The 16668-nt window shown below is 71.7% G+C and carries 14 protein-coding genes; 4 read left to right on the top strand and 10 right to left on the bottom strand.

The window, feature by feature from the left end; translation table 11 throughout:
• Positions 1-12: 12 nt before the first annotated feature.
• The 6 genes from ACZ4E1_RS13200 to ACZ4E1_RS13175 form a co-directional block, all read right to left on the bottom strand.
• Positions 13-1758, bottom strand: coding sequence for a glycoside hydrolase family 35 protein (locus ACZ4E1_RS13200; RefSeq protein ID WP_467538763.1), 1746 nt, complete (start codon positions 1756-1758; stop codon positions 13-15).
• 35 nt (positions 1759-1793) lie between these two features.
• Positions 1794-3731, bottom strand: a complete 1938-nt coding sequence (locus tag ACZ4E1_RS13195) for a glycoside hydrolase family 5 protein (RefSeq protein WP_467538761.1) — start codon at positions 3729-3731, stop codon at positions 1794-1796.
• A 93-nt stretch (positions 3732-3824) separates the two neighbouring features.
• The gene (locus ACZ4E1_RS13190) at positions 3825-4670 is read right to left on the bottom strand and encodes a carbohydrate ABC transporter permease (protein WP_467538760.1); all 846 of its coding nucleotides are present in this window, start codon (positions 4668-4670) and stop codon (positions 3825-3827) included.
• Positions 4671-4677: 7 nt separating this feature from the next.
• Positions 4678-5691, bottom strand: a complete 1014-nt coding sequence (locus tag ACZ4E1_RS13185) for a carbohydrate ABC transporter permease (protein WP_467538758.1) — start codon at positions 5689-5691, stop codon at positions 4678-4680.
• Between the two features lie 5 nt (positions 5692-5696).
• Positions 5697-6980, bottom strand: a complete 1284-nt coding sequence (locus tag ACZ4E1_RS13180; protein WP_467538756.1) for an ABC transporter substrate-binding protein — start codon at positions 6978-6980, stop codon at positions 5697-5699.
• A 142-nt stretch (positions 6981-7122) separates the two neighbouring features.
• The gene (locus tag ACZ4E1_RS13175) at positions 7123-8313 is read right to left on the bottom strand and encodes an ROK family protein (RefSeq protein WP_467538754.1); all 1191 of its coding nucleotides are present in this window, start codon (positions 8311-8313) and stop codon (positions 7123-7125) included.
• 130 nt (positions 8314-8443) lie between these two features.
• Between ACZ4E1_RS13175 and ACZ4E1_RS13170 the strand changes: the two genes are divergently transcribed.
• Together ACZ4E1_RS13170 and ACZ4E1_RS13165 are read left to right on the top strand one after the other, a co-directional pair.
• A complete protein-coding gene (locus ACZ4E1_RS13170) occupies positions 8444-10570 on the top strand; it encodes an alpha-galactosidase (protein ID WP_467538752.1) in 2127 nt (708 codons plus the stop codon).
• A 53-nt stretch (positions 10571-10623) separates the two neighbouring features.
• Positions 10624-11478, top strand: coding sequence for an alkaline phosphatase family protein (locus ACZ4E1_RS13165; RefSeq protein ID WP_467538750.1), 855 nt, complete (start codon positions 10624-10626; stop codon positions 11476-11478).
• Positions 11479-11533: 55 nt separating this feature from the next.
• Here ACZ4E1_RS13165 and ACZ4E1_RS13160 read toward each other — a convergent pair whose 3' ends face one another.
• Entirely contained in the window at positions 11534-11965 is a 432-nt protein-coding gene (locus ACZ4E1_RS13160) for a MarR family winged helix-turn-helix transcriptional regulator (protein ID WP_467538747.1), read from the bottom strand.
• Positions 11966-12089: 124 nt separating this feature from the next.
• Here ACZ4E1_RS13160 and ACZ4E1_RS13155 point away from each other — a divergent pair, with 124 nt between their 5' ends.
• Positions 12090-12662, top strand: a complete 573-nt coding sequence (locus ACZ4E1_RS13155; RefSeq protein WP_467538746.1) for a hypothetical protein — start codon at positions 12090-12092, stop codon at positions 12660-12662.
• A 25-nt stretch (positions 12663-12687) separates the two neighbouring features.
• Here the strand turns inward: ACZ4E1_RS13155 and ACZ4E1_RS13150 are convergent, their stop codons facing one another.
• A complete protein-coding gene (locus ACZ4E1_RS13150; protein ID WP_467538743.1) occupies positions 12688-13287 on the bottom strand; it encodes an SRPBCC family protein in 600 nt (199 codons plus the stop codon).
• 153 nt (positions 13288-13440) lie between these two features.
• Between ACZ4E1_RS13150 and thpR the strand changes: the two genes are divergently transcribed.
• Positions 13441-14055: an RNA 2',3'-cyclic phosphodiesterase gene (thpR, locus tag ACZ4E1_RS13145; RefSeq protein ID WP_467538741.1), complete on the top strand. Its 615-nt coding sequence runs from the start codon at positions 13441-13443 to the stop codon at positions 14053-14055.
• Here the strand turns inward: thpR and ACZ4E1_RS13140 are convergent.
• Together ACZ4E1_RS13140 and ACZ4E1_RS13135 are read right to left on the bottom strand one after the other, a co-directional pair.
• Positions 14052-15494 (bottom strand): amidase, encoded by a 1443-nt coding sequence (locus tag ACZ4E1_RS13140; RefSeq protein ID WP_467538739.1) that lies wholly within the window; start codon positions 15492-15494, stop codon positions 14052-14054. The genes thpR and ACZ4E1_RS13140 overlap by 4 nt on opposite strands.
• Positions 15491-16651 (bottom strand): class I SAM-dependent methyltransferase, encoded by a 1161-nt coding sequence (locus tag ACZ4E1_RS13135; RefSeq protein ID WP_467538737.1) that lies wholly within the window; start codon positions 16649-16651, stop codon positions 15491-15493. Before ACZ4E1_RS13135 ends, ACZ4E1_RS13140 begins: the two co-directional genes overlap by 4 nt.
• Between the last annotated feature and the right edge of the window lie 17 nt (positions 16652-16668).

Below are 16668 nucleotides of genomic sequence, written 5' to 3'. Positions count from 1 at the left end.
CGTCTGCCGGTGTCAGTCCTCGGCAGGTCCCAGGTCGGGCCGGTCCCGCAGTGCGACGGTGCGGGTGGTGGTGGCGTGGAGTTCGAGCACGGTGATCTCGTTGCGTCCGGCACGCAGCGCCGGTGCGGGGACGTACAGGGTGGTCTGGGGGCCCCGGGACCAGTACCGGCCGAGCGGGAAGCCGTTGACCCAGGCCTGGCCCTTGGTCCAGCCGTCCAGCGCGAGGTAGCCGTCGGCGGGCCGGTCGAGCTCGAAGGAGCCGCGGTGGAAGGCCGGGCCGACCAGGGGCTCGGCGGGGGTGAAGGTGAGGGCGTCGAGGCTGTCCAGCGGAAGCGGGCCGCTGCTCCAGTCGGCGGGCTCCTCGCCGTTGACGGTGACCCGGCCGAGCAGGCCCTTGCGGTCGTGGATGCCGGGTCCGTAGTTGACCCGGCCCTGGTTCTCCACCAGAACGGTGAGCCTGGCCCCGCTCCTGGGCGTGACGAAGGCCAGGGCGTGCTCGTGGTTCTCCCGCTCCAGCACGCCGACGGGCTGCCCGTCGACGAAGACCTGGGCCCGGTCGCGGACCTCGCCCACCCGCAGCACGGCCGGCCCGGCGGCCGGCAGCTCCGTCTCGTACCGCACGAAGCCGAAGGACTGGCCGAGCTGTTCCATGGTCTGCGGACGGTCGGCGCGGACCGGCCGCCCGAACAGGTGGGGCTGGTCGAACAGGCCGGCGGACGCGTCGAGCTCGACGACGGCCGGGGCGAGCTTCGGGCCGGGTGCCGGGAGCGGCTCGTCCGGGACGGCGGCGTGCCGGGCGATGACCCCGCGGAAGGCCTCGTACTTGGGGGTCGGGTCGCCGGCCTCGTCGAGGAGGGCGTCGTAGTCGTAGGAGGTCACGGTGGGGCGGTAGGTGCCCTTGTCGTTGGCTCCGTTGGTGAGGCCGAAGTTGGTGCCGCCGTGGAACATGTAGATGTTGACGGAGGCTCCGGCGGCGAGCAGCCGGTCCAGGTCGGCCGCCGAGTCGGCGGGGTCGCGGGTGGTGTGGACGGCGCCCCAGCGGTCGAACCAGCCGATCCAGAACTCCGAACACATCAGCGGTCCGGTCGGCTGGAGCCGGCGCAGCTCGCCGAGCCCGGCCTCGACGCGGCTGCCGAAGTTCACGGTGCGCAGGACTCCGTCCAGGCCGCCGCGCGCGAGGTCGGAGGGCTGGTCACAGGTGAAGAGCGGGACACGGACGCCGTGGGTGCGCAGCAGGTCGGCGAGGTCCGCGAGGTAGCCGGTGTCGTCGCCGTAGGCCCCGTACTCGTTCTCCAGCTGCACCGCGATGACCGGCCCGCCGTCGGTGGCCAGGTACGGCTTGAGCGGCGGGAGGAGGGCGGCGAGGTAGCCGTCGACGGCTGCCAGGAAGCGGGGATCACGGCTGCGCAGTTCGATGCCGTCCTCGGCGAGGAGCCACGAGGGCAGGCCGCCGCCCTCCCATTCGGCGCAGATGTACGGGCCGGGGCGCAGCAGGACGTACAGACCCTCGGCGGCGGCGAGTTCGAGGAAGCGGGGCAGGTCGAGACCTCCGTCAAGGCGGAATTCTCCGGGCCGGGGGGCGTGGAGGTTCCAGGGGACGTAGGTCTCGACCGTGTTGAGCCCCAGCAGGCGTACCTTGCGGAGCCGGTCGGCCCACTGATCCGGGTGGACCCGGAAGTAGTGCAGTCCGCCCGAGATGATGCGGAACGGCCGGTCGTCGAGACGGAACCCGTCATCGGCGATCTCCAGTCGGGGCATGCCTTGGTGCTCCTAGGTGTGGGTGCGGGAGGTGATCAGGCGAGCGGACGGCAGAGCAGGGCGTCGGGGACGCCGCCGTGCTGCCACTTCCAGGTGTAGGCGACGCCGGCGAGGTACTCGCCGTCGGCGCACTGGCCCTTGAAGTAGCCCGGCGCCCAGTCGCTGGCGTTCGAGCCGCCGGTGGCGGGCCGGTTGTCGCCCTTGTCGAACCAGGCCACCCGGTTGGTGGTGGGCAGGGTGGCCGCTGCGGGGGCGCACAGGAGGGCGGCCATGGCGTTGGCGTTCACGCTGTAGCCGACGGCGAACGTGTTGCGGGGGCACTCCAGCTTGTTGTAGCCGGAGGCCCAGTCGCCGTTGGTCACGTACCGCTCGTCGGTGACGGTGGTCCAGGCGCCGGTCCCCTTCGCCGGCTGGCCGGCGTCGGTGCACAGACCGCGGCTGTCGCTGCGGCCGAGGCCGACGAGGCGCTGGGTGTCGGGGCAGTTGGCCTTGCGGTTGCCCGGTGACCAGTCCGGCTTCGCCAGCATGGTGGCGGAGACGTTGTAGTCGGCGTGGTCCAGGTTGAGCATGTTCCAGCGGGGGGTCACGGCGACGCGGCCGGTCTTGCCGGGCGCGGTGACGAGCTTGGTCCAGTCGGTCACGCGCCAGTCGCCGGGATCCATGACGCCGAGCCGGGTGCCGCCGGTGGTGTAGTTGACCATGGCCCAGTTGTCCTGCGGCTTGCCGTTCACGTCGGTCCAGCCGACGAGCGGCCAGATGGCGAAGTCGGAGTCGTTGTTCACCAGGATGTCGGTGAAGCGGCGGAACCAGTCACGTTCCTTGGCGTTCGGCTCGCCGCGCCCGGAGGCGCCGAACTCACTGATCCACACCGGGGCTGTGAAGTGCTGGCCGGACCGGGTGACGAACAGCGCCTGGTCGTCGACGACCTTGACGAGTTCCTCGGGGGTGAGGTCCTGGTAGCGCGGGTCGCTGGTCTCGCCGGTGCCCGTGGCGCCGGTGTGGTTGGGGCCGGTGTACGCGTAGAAGTGCGCCGAGTAGACCAGCTTGTCCGAGTGGATCAGGGTGTTGGAGAGCGTGGCGACCGGGGTGAGCGTCGGGCGGCTGTGCGGGGTCAGGTCGGTGGGTATCCCCTGCCAGTTGATGCCCTCCATGACGATCAGGAGGTCCGGGTCGGCCCGCAGGATCTCGTTGCCTGCCTGTTCGAGGGCCTTGTTCAGGTCGTAGTCGTTGCCCCAGCCCCAGTTGGCGTCGTTCCAGGTGTCGCGGCGGACCTCGTTGCGCAGGTCGGTGCCCACGACGCGCTTGTTGTTCTGATAACGCTTGGCGAGGAACACCCAGTCGTCGATCCACTGCCGGGTGGTCTGGCCGCTGTTCCAGCGCTCGTTGCCGTCCAGACCGCAGCAGAAGCGGTAGCTGGTGGTGTGGTTGTTGAGGATGACCGCGAAGCCGTCGTCCGTGAGCGCCTGGATCACGGCGTCCATCACCTGGAGCGGGGTCTTGCCCTTGAGCTGCGGGTTGGCGACCACCGCCGCGTCGGGGACCGGGGCCGTGTCGTGCACCAGCGCGTTGGCGAACGGGAGGCGGATGCTGTTCAGGCCGAGCGCGTGGAAGTCCGCGAGGATCTCGCCGATGGGCTTCCGGTCCAGGCCGAGCGGGATGTTGTTCGACTTCTGGTCCGCCTGGTGGTTCGCGGGGTCGTCGACGTCTCCGCTTCCCTCCCAAGTGCCCTGCGCACCGGCCCAGTTGCCGGACTTCAGCTTGAAGCGGTCACCGTCGGCGTCCACGACGTAACGACCACGGGTGGAGAGCGGTCCCGTCCACGAGGCGGCGAGCTGCGCACCCGTCTCGGCGGCAGGGGCGGATTCGGCGGCCTGTGCCGCGGCGGGATGGGCGCCGGGGACGGTGACGGCGAGCAGCGCCGCGGTGGCGAACAGCGCGCGCAGGCTGCGCGGCGCGGATCGTGCGGTTCTCATGTGTTCCCTCCGGAAAGGTGGGGTGAGGGAGAGCAGGACGGTGCGGCCCCGGACACGGTGTCCGGGAGAATTGGAGGGCCGAGACGTGTCCGGTCAGCCCTTGAGGCCGCTGGTGGCGATGCCTTCGACGATGTGGCGCTGGGCGACGAGGAACATGACGACCAGGGGCAGGACGGTGACGACGGCGCCGGCGAACAGGCCGGGCAGGTTGATGGTCTGCGAGGTGAGGAAGGTGGACAGCGCGATCTGCGCGGTCCAGGCGGACGGGTCCTGACCGATGACCAAGGGCCACAGGAAGGCGTTCCAGCTGTCGATGAAGGACAGCGCCCCGAGCGAGGCCAGCATCGCTCCGGAACTCGGCAGGGCGATCCGGCGGTACAGGCCGAGCCAGCCGAGGCCGTCGAGCCGTCCGGCGTCCTCGACCTCGCTCGGGAACTGCAGATAGAAGTTGCGGAACAGCAGCACCGCGAACGGATTGAAGAGGCCGGGCACGAGCAGGCCCCACAGCGTGTTGACGCCGCCCATGGAGCCGACCACGACGAACGTCGGTACGAAGGTGACCGAGCTCGGAATCATCAGCGTGGCGACCACCAGGGCGAGCACGACCCCGCGTCCCGGGACCGGGATCCTGGCGAGGGCGTAGCCGGCGGCGGAGGCGAGGAGCGTGGACACCGGCGCGGTGACGGCGGCGATGAGCAGCGAGTTGCCGAGGGCCGGGCCCATGGACACGGAGGGGTCGTCGAACAGGGCGGTGAAGTTCTCGAAGTGCATCGTCGAGGGCCACCACGTCCACTCCGGCGACGTCAGGCCCTGCGAGTCCATCAGGGAGTTGCGGAGCATCAGGTAGAAGGGCGCGAGGAACACCGCGGTCAGCAGGCCGACGAGCAGGCCCCGGGTGGTGAGGCGCGCGGCGCGGGACAGTCGGGGCAGGGTGATCATGCGCTTCTCACTCTCCACTCCTGCCGAAGCCGGTGAGCCGGCCCTGGATCAGGGTCACTCCGACGATGAGGGCGGTGAGCACGAAGGCTCCGGCGGAGCCGAGGCCGTAGTTCTGGCTGCCCATCGCGGTGTCGTAGAGGTGCATCAGCGGGGTCTGGACGGGGGCGGTTCCGGTGCCGGAGAGGCCGCTGTTGAACAGGTTGTAGAACTCGTCGAAGGCCTGGAAGGCGGCGATGAAGAGCAGCATCAGCACGGCGACGGAGGTGTTGCGCAGCATGGGCAGGGTGATCCCGGTGAAGAGGCGTCGACCGGTGGCCCCGTCGAGGGCGGCGGCCTCGTACAGCTCCTTCGGGATGGCCTGGAGGCCGGCCAGGAACAGCACCATGTAGAAGCCGACCTGGAGCCACAGGCGCAGCGTGACAAGGACGACCCAGTAGAGCGGTGGCGAGGTGGACTGCAGCCAGGCCACCGGTTCCGCTCCGAACCATCCGCCGATCGTGTTGGCGATCCCGGCCGGCAACCCGTTGAACAGGGACATCTTCCACAGCAGCGAGGCCGCGACGTACGAGACGGCCGCCGGGATGAGGAAGGTGGTGCGGAGCAGGGCACGGCCGCGCCGGATCCGGTGCACCAGGAGCGCGAGTCCCAGGGAGGCGGCGAAGGTGACCGGCACGATGACGGCGGTGAAGAGCAGGATCTGGACCAGCGAGCCGCGGAAGTCCTGGGCGGACAGGAGAGTCCGGTAGTTGTCGAGTCCGACCCACGTGCCGAGGGAGATGGAGCCGCGCGCGTCGCTGAGGCTGAGCAGGAAACTCCAGCCGATCGCGACGTACTTGAAGATGCCGAGCCCGATGAGCATCGGCGCGGTCAGCAGCACGAACGCGATCCAGCCGGACCGGCCGACGCGGGGCCGGCCGGGGCCGGACCGGCCGGCGCGGGCGGCGCGGGCGGCGCCCCGCGGGATGACCGCGGGGCGCCCGGCGCGCTCGGACTTGGGCGTGGTGGTGGTCGCCGAGTTCATCGGTCTCACCGGCCGAGCTGCTTGTCGATCTCGCGCTGGGCCTTCTTCACCGCGCCGGCGAGGAGCGCGGCCGGGTCGCCCTGCCCGCCGGCTATCTTCGCCGCTGCCGCGTTGAAGGTGCTGCTCACCGCGAGCTCCCAGGTTCCCGGGTTGTGCTTCCCGTACTTCTCGGACAGCTCCACGGTTTCCTTGGCGGTGCCGGTGGAGAGCTTCTTCGCGGACGCCGCGACGGACTTGCGCGGCGGGACGTGGAACCCGTAGCTCTCGGCGAAGTCCCGCTGCAGGGCGGACTGTCGGACCCACAGCCACTGGGTGAACTTCTTCGCCGCCGCCACGTTCTTGCCCTTGGCGTTGACGCAGCTGGTCCAGCCGCCGACCCGTACGACAGGCGTGCCGCCGGCCTTGAAGGCGGGCCACGGCAGCACGCCGAAGTCGTCACCGAGCGCGGACTCGACGGCGGGCATCGCCCACAGGCCGCACCACTGCATCGGCACGACCCCCTGGGTGAAGGCCGCGGGGTCCCACCAGTCGGTGGTGAAGCCCTGCAGCAGCGACTTGTCGTCGTGCAGGCGCTTCAGGGCGGTGATCGCCTCCAGTGCCCGGTCGGATCCGAACGCGACCTTGCCGTCGGGGGTCACGAGGTCGCCCCCGTTGGACCAGACCGCGTTGCCGGCGCTGTCGCCGACGCCGTCGTTGCCGAAGAAGAGCCCCTTCTGCTTCTTGGTGGTCAGGGCCTTCGCCGCGGCGGCAAGCTCGTCGAAGGTCTTGGGCGGGGTGATCTCGGCCTTCGACAGGGCGCTCTTGCGGTAGTAGAGCATGATGACGTCGTCGATCTCCTTGACGCCGTAGAGCTTGCCGTCGACGGTGACCGAACTGATGGCGTTGGCGTTGAAATCGCTTCTGGCGCTGCCGTACACGTCGTCGAGCGCGGCGATCTGCCCCCGCCGGACCAGGGCCTCGCTGAAGTCGGCGATCTCGAAGACGTCCGGGGCCGCGTCGGTCAGCAGGGTCGCGTTGAGCTTGCTCGAGTAGTCTCCGGGAACCCACGTCACCTTGACGGCGATGTCCGGGTTGTCCTTGGTGAATTCCTTGGCGTAGCGGAGCACGGCCTGCTGGGTGCCGGCTTCGCCGTAGGCGTGGTACCAGACGTTGAGGGTGGTCTTCGCCCCGGAGGCCGAGCCGCCCGTGGGGTCGGTGCTGCAGGCGGTCGTCAGGACCGTTCCGGCGGCTACGAGCAGTGAGCCGGTGAGGAACCCGCGTCGGCTAAGCTCGGATCTGCGTGCGCTCATGTCGCATGTCCTTCTCTCAGGGTGTGTGCGGGGCGGATGTGCTCCCTGGTCGGCGCCTTCGTCAGTGCTTGCCGGCAGAAGAGGGCGCGGCCAGGGGGTCGTGCGCGAGACAGCTGGGGAACGGCGGCTTTCGCCGCGCCGGTCAGCCGGCGCCGATCGTGGCGGTCGCCGGGGGCTGCGGGAAGAGGGCCTGGATCGCCACCGCCGCGCCGCCGCGGGCCCACTCCTCCCAGGGAAGCGGTCGCAGCGACAGCGGACAGCGGGACGCGGCGCCGAAGACGTGCGCGGCGTACGCGTCCTGGATGTGGCGGCCGAGCAGGTCGTAGGCGTCGGCTCCCTCACCGCTGACGACGACCCGTTCCGGGCCGACGACGTTGACCAGGGTGGCGATGCCGACGCCGATGGCACGTCCGGCCCGGGCGAACCGCTCCACCAGCTGGGGGTGGCCGTCGCGCGCCATGGCGACGACCTTCTCCAGCGTGAGGTCCGGATCGGCGGTGAGTTCGCGGGCCTCGGCGAGGATCACGTCCGTCGAGGCGACTCCCTCGACGCAGCCGCGCGCGCCGCACCGGCAGCGCGGCCCGGACGGGTCGACACAGATGTGCCCGACCTCGCCCGCGACGCCGTAGGCCCCGCGCAGGAGGTGCCCGTTGACGACGAGGGCGGAGCCTATGCCCGATCCGATGGTGACCAGCGCGAAGTAGCCGGTGCCGATTCCTTCGCCGAACCAGTGCTCGGCGACGGTCAGGGCCCGGACGTCGTTCTCGACGGTGACCGTCAACCCGGTCGCGGCGCAGAGCAGTTCGGCGATCGGGACGTCACGCCAGCCGAGCAGGCCGGAGTGGCGGAGCGTGCCGCTGTCGCGGTCCACGTCCCCGTTCACCGCGACGCCGAGGTGGCGGGTGCGGTCCCGGAACGAGGGGTCGGTGTCGAGCAGTTCGTCGACCAGCTCGGCGACCAGGGCGGTGACGGCCTCGGGTGTGCACTCGCTCAATGAGCGCAGTGCCGTGGCCCGGATGCCGGCCCGCAGGTCGCAGACGGCGCCCAGGACCTGGTCGGCGCTGATCTTCAGCCCGATGAAGTACTCCCTGTCGGCGGCCACCGCGAGCGGGTTGACCGGCCGGCCCGCCCCGGGTGCGGTGCGCTCCGGTGGGAGTTCGTACAGGTACCCGTCGTCGATGAGCGGGCGGGCCGCCTTGGTGACGGCCGTCGAGGAGAGCCCGGTGCGGCGGGCCAGTTCCACTCTGCTGAGCGGCCCCTCCGCAAGGAGCAGGGCGAGGACCGCGGTCTCGGCAGGTGCAGTGACCAGAGGCGGGGCGTGATGTCGAAACACGGGTGCAACATAGAGCAAATAAATAACTTCTTCCAGTATTGATTAGGGAGTTGGGGCTCCCCTACGCTCGGGCCCTCTTCTGCGCCCAACTCCAGGGCCCCGCTTCACTTCTGACGTCAGAGGACCGCCCGTGCTCGCCACGCACCCGCTCGTCACCTTCGATCCCGGCCTCGGCCTCGCGGTTCTGCGTACGCCCCACAGCGTCTACGCGCTCCGCGTCGCCGCCGACGGCAGTCCCCGGCACGTCCATTGGGGCGCACCGCTGGACACCGATGTTCTGGCCTCTCTGCCGGACGTGGTCTCACCCGCCGCGAGCAGCTTCGAGGCGGACGCCGCGCCCGACGAGCTCGCGCCGCAGACCGGGGCGCGCTTCGGGCCGGCCGGCCTCCAGGTCCGCTTCGCCGACGGCACCCGCGGTGCCCAGTGGCGCTTCGCCGGTCACCGCGTGGACGGCGGCGAACTGCGGCTTCGGCTGGAGGACCGCCGCCGCCCGCTGCGGGCCGAACTCTGTTACCGCGTACGGCCGGACACCGATGTCGTCGAACGGTGGACGGAGCTGACCCACACCGGGGCGGCGGACGGATCACCCGATCCGATCACCGTCGACCGGCTGGACTCGGCCTCCTGGACCGCTCCCCCGCTGGCCGACTACCGGCTCAGCCATCTGGTGGGCGGCTGGAACAGCGAGTTCCAGCTCCAACGGGACCGACTGCCGGTGGCCGAGACCGTTCTGACGAGCCGTCGGGGATTCACGGGCCATCACGCGAGCCCCTGGCTGGCCGTCGACGACGGCACCGCGAGCGAGGAGCGGGGCGAGGTGTGGAGCACCGCGCTCGCCTGGAGCGGGAGTTGGCGCGTCACGGTCCACCGCGATCCGGTCGGCCGCACCATCTGGACCGGCGGCTTCGGCCACGAGGGAGTCGGCTGGACGCTGCAACCCGGTGAGAGCCTGCACACCCCGGTGTACGCGGGTCTCTACACGCCGCACGGCTTCGGCGGGGCCAGTCGCACCTGGCACGCGTACGTGAGCCGACAGGTGCTGCCGGCGCCCGACCGTGACCGGCCGGTCCTCTACAACTCGTGGGAGGCCACCGGGTTCGACGTCGACGAGGCCGGCCAGATCCGCCTCGCGCGGCGGGCCGCCCGGCTCGGCGCGGAGCTCTTCGTCCTGGACGACGGCTGGTTCGGCACCCGCCGCGACGACCGATCCGGTCTCGGCGACTGGACGCCTCGCCCCGCGGCCTTCCCCCGCGGGCTGCGTCCGCTCGCCGACGAGGTGCACCGCCTCGGCATGCGGTTCGGTCTGTGGGTGGAGCCGGAAATGGTGAACCGCGACAGCGAGTTGTACCGGGCGTATCCGGACTGGGTCGTCCACTCCGGCCGGCTCGACGCGACCGAACTGCGCAACCAGCTGATGCTGAACCTCGCCCGGCCCGAGGTGGAGGCCTGGGCCCAGGAGACCCTCGACCGCCTGGTCCGCGACGACGACGTGGACTGGCTCAAGTGGGACGCCAACCGGCCCGTCACCGAGGCGGGCTGGGACGGCCACCCCGACCCCGACCTGCTCTGGATCGAGCACACCCGGGCCGTGCACCGGATCATGGACCGGCTCCGTGCCGCGCACCCCCGCCTGGGCATCGAGGCGTGCGCGGGCGGCGGCGGACGCGTCGACCTCGGCATGCTGGCCCGCACCGACCAGGCCTGGACCTCCGACAACACGGATCCGGTCGACCGGATCGGCATCCAGCACGGCTTCTCCCAGCTCTTCCCCGCCCGGGCGATGGCCGCATGGGTCACGGACAGCCCGAACCCCGCCACGGGCCGGCGCACGCCGTTGCGATTCCGCTTCCACGTCGCCATGGCGGGGGCGCTGGGGATCGGCGGGGACCTGACGTCCTGGTCCGACGGGGACCTGGAGGAGGCCGCCGGATTCGTCGCCGCGTACAAGCGCATCCGCCCGCTCGTCCAGCGGGGACACCAGCACCGCGTCGCCTTCGACGGCCCGGTTTGGGCGGTCCACTACGCGGCGCCGGACGACAGCGAGCACGCGATCCTCGCCTGGCGCCCCACGACGCGCTTCGGACACGCGCCGGCCCCCGTCCGGTTGCCCGCGCTCGACCCCGGCGCGCGCTACCTGGACCCGGACCTGAACCAGGTGCACAGCGGCACCGTCCTGGTGAACCTGGGCATCGACCCACGGCTTCCCGACGGCGACTACGCCAGCAGTCTGATCCGGCTCCACCGCGTCGGCGCTTGAGCCCCGGCCCCGCCCCATCCCCGTCCGCTCCCACGACACCCCTGGATCCGCCCATGAACAACGCACCGGACACCGCCCGCGTCCTGGTGGTCGGCATCGACGGCGTACGTCTCGACCTGCTCCCCGAGCTCCACACCCCGCACCTCGACGGCATAGCCCGCGCGGGCTTCCTGGCGCCGGTCGAGGTGGACGCCGCCACACCCACGATGTCCGGCCCCTGCTGGGCCACCATCGCCACCGGGGTCGGCGTCGCCAAGCACGGCGTGTGGGGCCATCGCCTGGACGGCAACCGCCTCGACGTCTTCCCGGACTTCACGACCCGGCTCGCCACCGACTGCGGACGCCGCACGTTCGCCGTCGGAGGCTGGGCGCCGCTCTTCCTCGCCCAGCAGGGCGGCCCCCTGTTCATCGCCCCGACCCGGCTCGGCTATGTCGCTCCCCACGCGGACACCCCCGAGGCGTGGGAGGAGGTGGACGGGCAGGTGACCACCGACGCCGAACACCTGCTCGGCCTGGACGAGGAGCTCCACGCCGGCTTCGTCTACCTGGGCGCGGTCGACGAGACCGCCCACTTCCTGGGCTGCGGTCCGGAGTACCGCAGGTCGATCGAGGCCGCTGACCAGCGGCTCGGCCGACTCCTCACCGCCGTGCGCCGTCGTCCCGCCTACGCGGAGGAGCGCTGGACGGTCATCGTGGTCACGGACCACGGCCACCGCGACGAAGGGGGCCACGGAGGCCGCAGCGCGCAGGAACGTACGGCCTGGATCGCCGCGTGCGGCCCCGGTCTGTCCGCCGGCACGGCTCCGCCGGTCCTCCACCACGCCGACGTGGCCGCCCATGTGTACACCGCCCTCGGCATCACGCCCGACCCCCACTGGACCTTGGACGGCACCCCTTTCGGCGCATGAGCGGTCCCACGACGTCCGCGGCAATCCTCGCCGCTGTCACGGTCGCGTTCCGGGGTCACATCCCGTCGTAGACACCGGCCGCCTTGCCGAGGACGCGGACGGCGGCCCGGAGTTCTTCGGGCGGGACGTCCGCCATCGCCTCCTGCCACCGCTGACGCCATCGGTCTCTGGCCTCCTCGGTCAGCTCACGCCCGCGGTCGGTCAGGACGACCTGGATCGCCCGGCGGTCCACGGGACTGCGTTCGCGCCGGATCACCCCTCTCGCTTCCAGCGTGTCGAGCAGGCCGGTCATGGTGGCCGGAGTCACGTCCGCGTACGCGGCGAGTTGGCGGGCGGTCGCGTGGCCCGCATCGGCCAGCCCGTCCAGAGCCCGCAACTGGGTCCCGGACAGGCCGTCGCCGATCGCCTGCTCACGGCCTCGCTTGCGCCGGAAGGCGGCGAAGAGGTCCGCGACCGCCTGTTCCAGCTGTTCCACCTCACGCGTCATGTACGGATCCTAACGGTACGGCCCCCGATCATGTTTGACGCCACTCATATGGCTCCATATTGTTAGGTGCCTAATTGATGCGTCGCCGCCCCTACGAGTAGGCCCGAGGACCGGAGGCACTCCCATGACCCGCTTCACGGACATCCTTCAACCCGCCGCCGGCACCGCCCTGTTGAGCCAGTGGCTCACCGGAACCGCCGCACGCTCCCGCGCGGCCGCCACCGCGGTGAGCGCGGAATGGGCCGCCGCCGCACCCCCTCCCGGCCGCCTGTCCCAGCACGTCTTCCTGTCCCTGGACGGCACCGGCCTGCTCTTCTACGCCCAGTGGACCAGCGACGAAGCCCATCTGGCCTGGGCGCGGACCCACCGCGACGACACGGTCAGCCGCGTGGACACCCTCGTCCCCGACATCAAGCGTCCCGGACTCCAGCGCACCCGCCTCGCGAGCAGCGTCGTCCACGACCCGGACCGCTCCACCGAGGTGTTCACCGTGACGACAACGGCCGCGCAGGACACGGACATCGCCCTGGTCCGGCACCCCGGCCTTGTCGCCGCGCACGTCCACCTGACGCCCGACGGGCAGCGGGCGCACCTCGTCCGCGAGTGGGCCGATCCCACCGCCGCCGACCACCTCCGCGGTGACAGCCACGACACCCGGCACTACACGCTCCACCACGCACTCGTCGACAAGCACTGAGCCCGGCCCCGTGGCCCGCGGTGCGTCACCGCGCCCGCAGTGCGGCGACGCGGTCGGCGAGCGCCCGGTTCATCGCGCGAAACTGCGGCAGCGTGCGGGAGTCGAGGCTGCCCTGGAAGAACGGCACCACCACGCCACGGAACTTCTCGCTCTGGGTCAGCCTGACGCGGTGCTCCCCCAACGGCTCGATCAGGAAGCGGTGTTCGCCGTCGAAGATCAGGCCCGGTCCGATCCGGCCGATCCAGCGCAGCTCCTTGCCGGCGTCGGCGGCCAGGACCGTGGGGGTGAAGGTGGTGTCGCCGGTCTCGTCACGCATCACGAGGCGCAACGTGGCGTTCCGCTCGACGGCGCCGCCTGCGGAGACGATGAACGGGTTCCACTCGTCGTAGGCGGGCAGGTCGGTGAGGGCCCGCCAGACCTCGTCGGGGGTGGCGTCGAGCTCGATCGACGCATTCAGGGTGTGGGGGCGCGCGTTCGTCCAGACGGTGTAGCCCGCCAGCAGGGCGAGGAGGGGCACGAGTACAGCCGTCAGCCGACGGCGCAGCCGCTTGCGGCGAGACCGGGCGGGCGCCTCCCCCGTTTCCGTGACGTCCGGCGCTTCCGTTGTTTCCGTCGATACGGTCATCAGCTCTCCCTGACAGGAAGGGCGCCGCCGAGGGCGCCGGTGCCCCTATTTCGCTACGACTGTTTCGTAAAGCGACTTTAGGTCGACTCCGATGCTTACGCAACGGTCGTAGCGAAATCATGGGCCGCGGGCTCATGGGGTAGGAAGGCGTCCGTGACCGAAGCACCGCAGACCGCCACCCAGCACGCGTTCATCGCCCTCGCACCGCCCGACGACGCGAAGGACGAACTGGCCCGCGCGCTGGGCCCGGCCTACGCCGCCCACCCAGACCTGCGCTGGAACCGCATCGAGGACTGGCACATCACCCTCGCCTTTCTGGGCGAGTTGCCGGTGCGGGTCGTTCAGCGGCTTCGCGCGCCCCTCGCCGACCTGGCGGCAGCGCGCCCCGCGCTCGAACTGTCGCTGGTCGGGGGCGGACACTTCGACGAGCGTGTGCTGTGGAGCGGCATCGGGGGCGACCTCGATCCACTCCACGAACTGGCCGAGGCGGTGCGGGTGCGGGTCAGGCACTGCGGCGTCACCTTCGTAGAGCGTCCGCTGCGCCCTCACCTCACGCTGGCCCGCGCCCGCCGCTCCGACAACGCGTCGGTGACCGCGGCGGCGGCCTGCCTCGACGGATTCACCGGACGCCCGTGGCGGACCGAGCGCCTCCACCTGGTCGGCAGCACGCTGCGAGGGCACGTGGGCCCGCGCCTCTATCAGGATGTCGACGCATGGACCCTCGTCGCCGGCCGAAGGCGCCTCGATCCGAGTCCGCCGGGGGTCTAGAGCGGCGCCCCTTGGGCCCAGGGCCGGGCGCGTTCGAGCTGGCCGGCCAGGCGGAACAGGGTGCACTCGTCGCCGTAGCGGCCGAGGAAGTGGACACCGACGGGCAGCCCGGTCGGCGACAGGTGGAGCGGGACGGACATCGCCGGATCACCGGTGAGGTTGGCGACCACGGCGGGGAAGGCGATGAAGGGCGCGCTGTTGCGGGCGGTGCGCCAGGGGTCGTCCTCGGTGGAGGTCATCTCGCCCAGGGGAAGGGGTGGTTGGGCGAGCGTCGGGGTGAGGAACGCGTCGTACCGGTTGAGGAACCGGGCGACGGTGCGGGCGAACGCCTGAAGCGTGGTGACGGCCAGCAGGTAGTCGCCCCCGGTGACGCCCCGGCCCCACTCCCAGTTGGCGCGCGTGTACGGTTCCAGGTCCTGGGGCCCCGGCTCGCGGCCCAGTTCCCGGATCCAGTAGCCGACGATCCACGCCATGGCGGCGCCGTACACGGTGCCGACAGCTTCGCTCACGTCCTCGGTGAGGCCCGGCAGGTCTTCTTCGACGAGGTCGTGACCGAGGTCCGTGCACAGCTGGACGGCGTCCCACAGGGCGGCCGCGCAGTCGGCGTGGACGGGATGGCCGCCGCTGGTGCGCAGGCTGTACGCGATCCGGAGGCGTCCCGGGTCCCGTTCCGCCGCCGTCCGGAAGGACTCCGGCGTCGGAGGGGCCGGATACGGGTCGCCGGGTGCCGGGCCCGCGACGGCGTCCAGGAGGGCGGCCGAGTCGCGGACCGTGCGGGTGACGGCGTGTTCGGCGGCCCAGCCGCCGAAGGCGTCTCCGTAGGCGGGTCCGAACGGCACACGGGCCCGGGTGGGCTTGAGGCCGAACAGGCCGCAGCAGGAGGCCGGGAAGCGGATGGAACCGCCGGCGTCGTTGGCGTGCGCGGCCGGGACCATACGGGCGGCGACCGCCGCCGCCGAGCCGCCCGAGGAGCCCCCGGTGGTGCGGGTCGGGTCCCAGGGGTTGCGGGTGGGCCCGTGCAGGAGGGGTTCGCAGGTGGGGGCCATGCCGAACTCGGGGGTGTTCGTCTTGCCGAGCAGGACGACCCCGGCGGCGCGCAGCCGCCGGACGAGTTCCTGGTCGTGCCGCGAGACGTGGTCGCGCAGGAAGGCCGAGCCTTCGGTGAAGCGCACACCGGTCTGCTCGGTGGCGAGGTCCTTGAGCAGGTACGGGACGCCGGTGAAGGGACCGTCGGGGAGCCCCGCGCGGACCTCGTCGAGGGCCCGGTCGAAGGTGGGTGTGATCACCGCGTTGAGGCGCGGGTCGAGGGCCTCGACGCGGGTGATCGCGGCGGTGACGAGTTCCTCGGCGCTCAGCCGGCCGCTGCGGACCAGCTCGGCCTGGGCGGTGGCGTCGAGAGCGGTGATGCCCTCGACGTCGGAGGGGGCGAGGGTGGTCATGGCCGTGCCTCCAGAACGATGTTCATCGGGGCGCTGTCCTGGGCGACGCGCCGGACACGGGTGAGGCCGCCCGCGGTGAGGGCGTCCCGCAGCCGGGTTTCGCCGGCCATCGTGCCGAGGGCGGCGGCTCCGGGTTGGGCCAGTGACGAGGGGGTGCAGACGAGGGTCGAGATGGCGTAGCCGACGCGGGCGTACGGGTTGGCGAAGTCGTCCTCGAAGCGGTCGGCCGCCAGGGGCTCGACGACCAGGACGACGCCGTCCTCGGCGAGCGTGTCGCGGGCGTGCGCGGCCGCCCTTCGGGGGTCGCCCATGTCGTGCAGGGAGTCGGTGAAGGTGACCAGGTCGTAGCCGCCGCCGGGGTAGGTGGTGGCGTCCGCGACCTCGAAGGTCACCCGGTCGTCCACTCCTGCCCGGGCCGCGGCGGACCGGGCGTGGGCGATGGAGGCGTCGTCCGGGTCGAAGCCGTGCACCCGGGCGTGCGGCCACCGTTCGCCGATCAGGATCGAGGAGAGGCCGCGACCGCAGCCGAGGTCGGCGACGGTCGCTCCGGCGTCGAGTTTCGCGGCGATGCCGTCGACGGCGGGGATCCACTCGGCGATCAGGCCGTGCACGTACGCGGGGCGGGTGAAGCGTTCCTGTGCGGCGCCGAGCGCGGGGTGGTGGTCGCCCCAGGCCATGCCGCCGCCGGTGCGGAAGAACTCCTCGACGCGGTCGAGGTCCGCCCACAGCGCCTGGAGGCCGGGGAAGACGCCGATCAGCGCGGTCGGGGCCGTGTCGTCGGCCAGGACGGCCGCGTACGCGTCGGTGAGGGTGAAGCGGTCCGTGGCCGGCTCGTACCCGAGGTATCCGGCGACGGCGACGCCGCGCAGCCATTCGCGGACGTACCGCTCGACCAGTCCCGTGCGCTCGGCGAGTTCGCCGGAGGTCAGGGGGCCCGCGCCCGCGAGGGTGCGGAAGAGACCGAGCCGGTCGCCCAGGACGATCAGCGGGGCGGTGCAGTTGACGCCGAGGTCGGTGAAGACGGTGCCCATGGCTTCCTCGACCGCGGCGCTCTCGGAAGCGGCCGGGTCGGGAGGGGTCGTGTCGGGAGGGGTCGTGTCAGGAGAGGTCCGGTCCGTAGAGGTCCGGTCCGGGGAAGTGGTGTCCAGGGAGGTCATCTCGATCACCTTTTCGG

Source organism: Streptomyces sp. NPDC025806 (assembly GCF_055558275.1).
The sequence above is the reverse complement of the archived record's forward strand: the minus strand, read 5'-3'. Positions and strand labels throughout refer to the sequence as shown.

Coding starts and splice junctions, on each gene's coding strand:
- ACZ4E1_RS13200 (WP_467538763.1), bottom strand. CDS start 1,758: ATGCCCCGACTGGAGATCGCCGATGACGGGTTCCGTCTCGACGACCGG.
- ACZ4E1_RS13195 (WP_467538761.1), bottom strand. CDS start 3,731: ATGAGAACCGCACGATCCGCGCCGCGCAGCCTGCGCGCGCTGTTCGCC.
- ACZ4E1_RS13190 (WP_467538760.1), bottom strand. CDS start 4,670: ATGATCACCCTGCCCCGACTGTCCCGCGCCGCGCGCCTCACCACCCGG.
- ACZ4E1_RS13185 (WP_467538758.1), bottom strand. CDS start 5,691: ATGAACTCGGCGACCACCACCACGCCCAAGTCCGAGCGCGCCGGGCGC.
- ACZ4E1_RS13180 (WP_467538756.1), bottom strand. CDS start 6,980: ATGAGCGCACGCAGATCCGAGCTTAGCCGACGCGGGTTCCTCACCGGC.
- ACZ4E1_RS13165 (WP_467538750.1), top strand. CDS start 10,624: ATGAACAACGCACCGGACACCGCCCGCGTCCTGGTGGTCGGCATCGAC.
- ACZ4E1_RS13160 (WP_467538747.1), bottom strand. CDS start 11,965: ATGACGCGTGAGGTGGAACAGCTGGAACAGGCGGTCGCGGACCTCTTC.
- ACZ4E1_RS13155 (WP_467538746.1), top strand. CDS start 12,090: ATGACCCGCTTCACGGACATCCTTCAACCCGCCGCCGGCACCGCCCTG.
- ACZ4E1_RS13150 (WP_467538743.1), bottom strand. CDS start 13,287: ATGACCGTATCGACGGAAACAACGGAAGCGCCGGACGTCACGGAAACG.
- ACZ4E1_RS13140 (WP_467538739.1), bottom strand. CDS start 15,494: ATGACCACCCTCGCCCCCTCCGACGTCGAGGGCATCACCGCTCTCGAC.
- ACZ4E1_RS13135 (WP_467538737.1), bottom strand. CDS start 16,651: ATGACCTCCCTGGACACCACTTCCCCGGACCGGACCTCTACGGACCGG.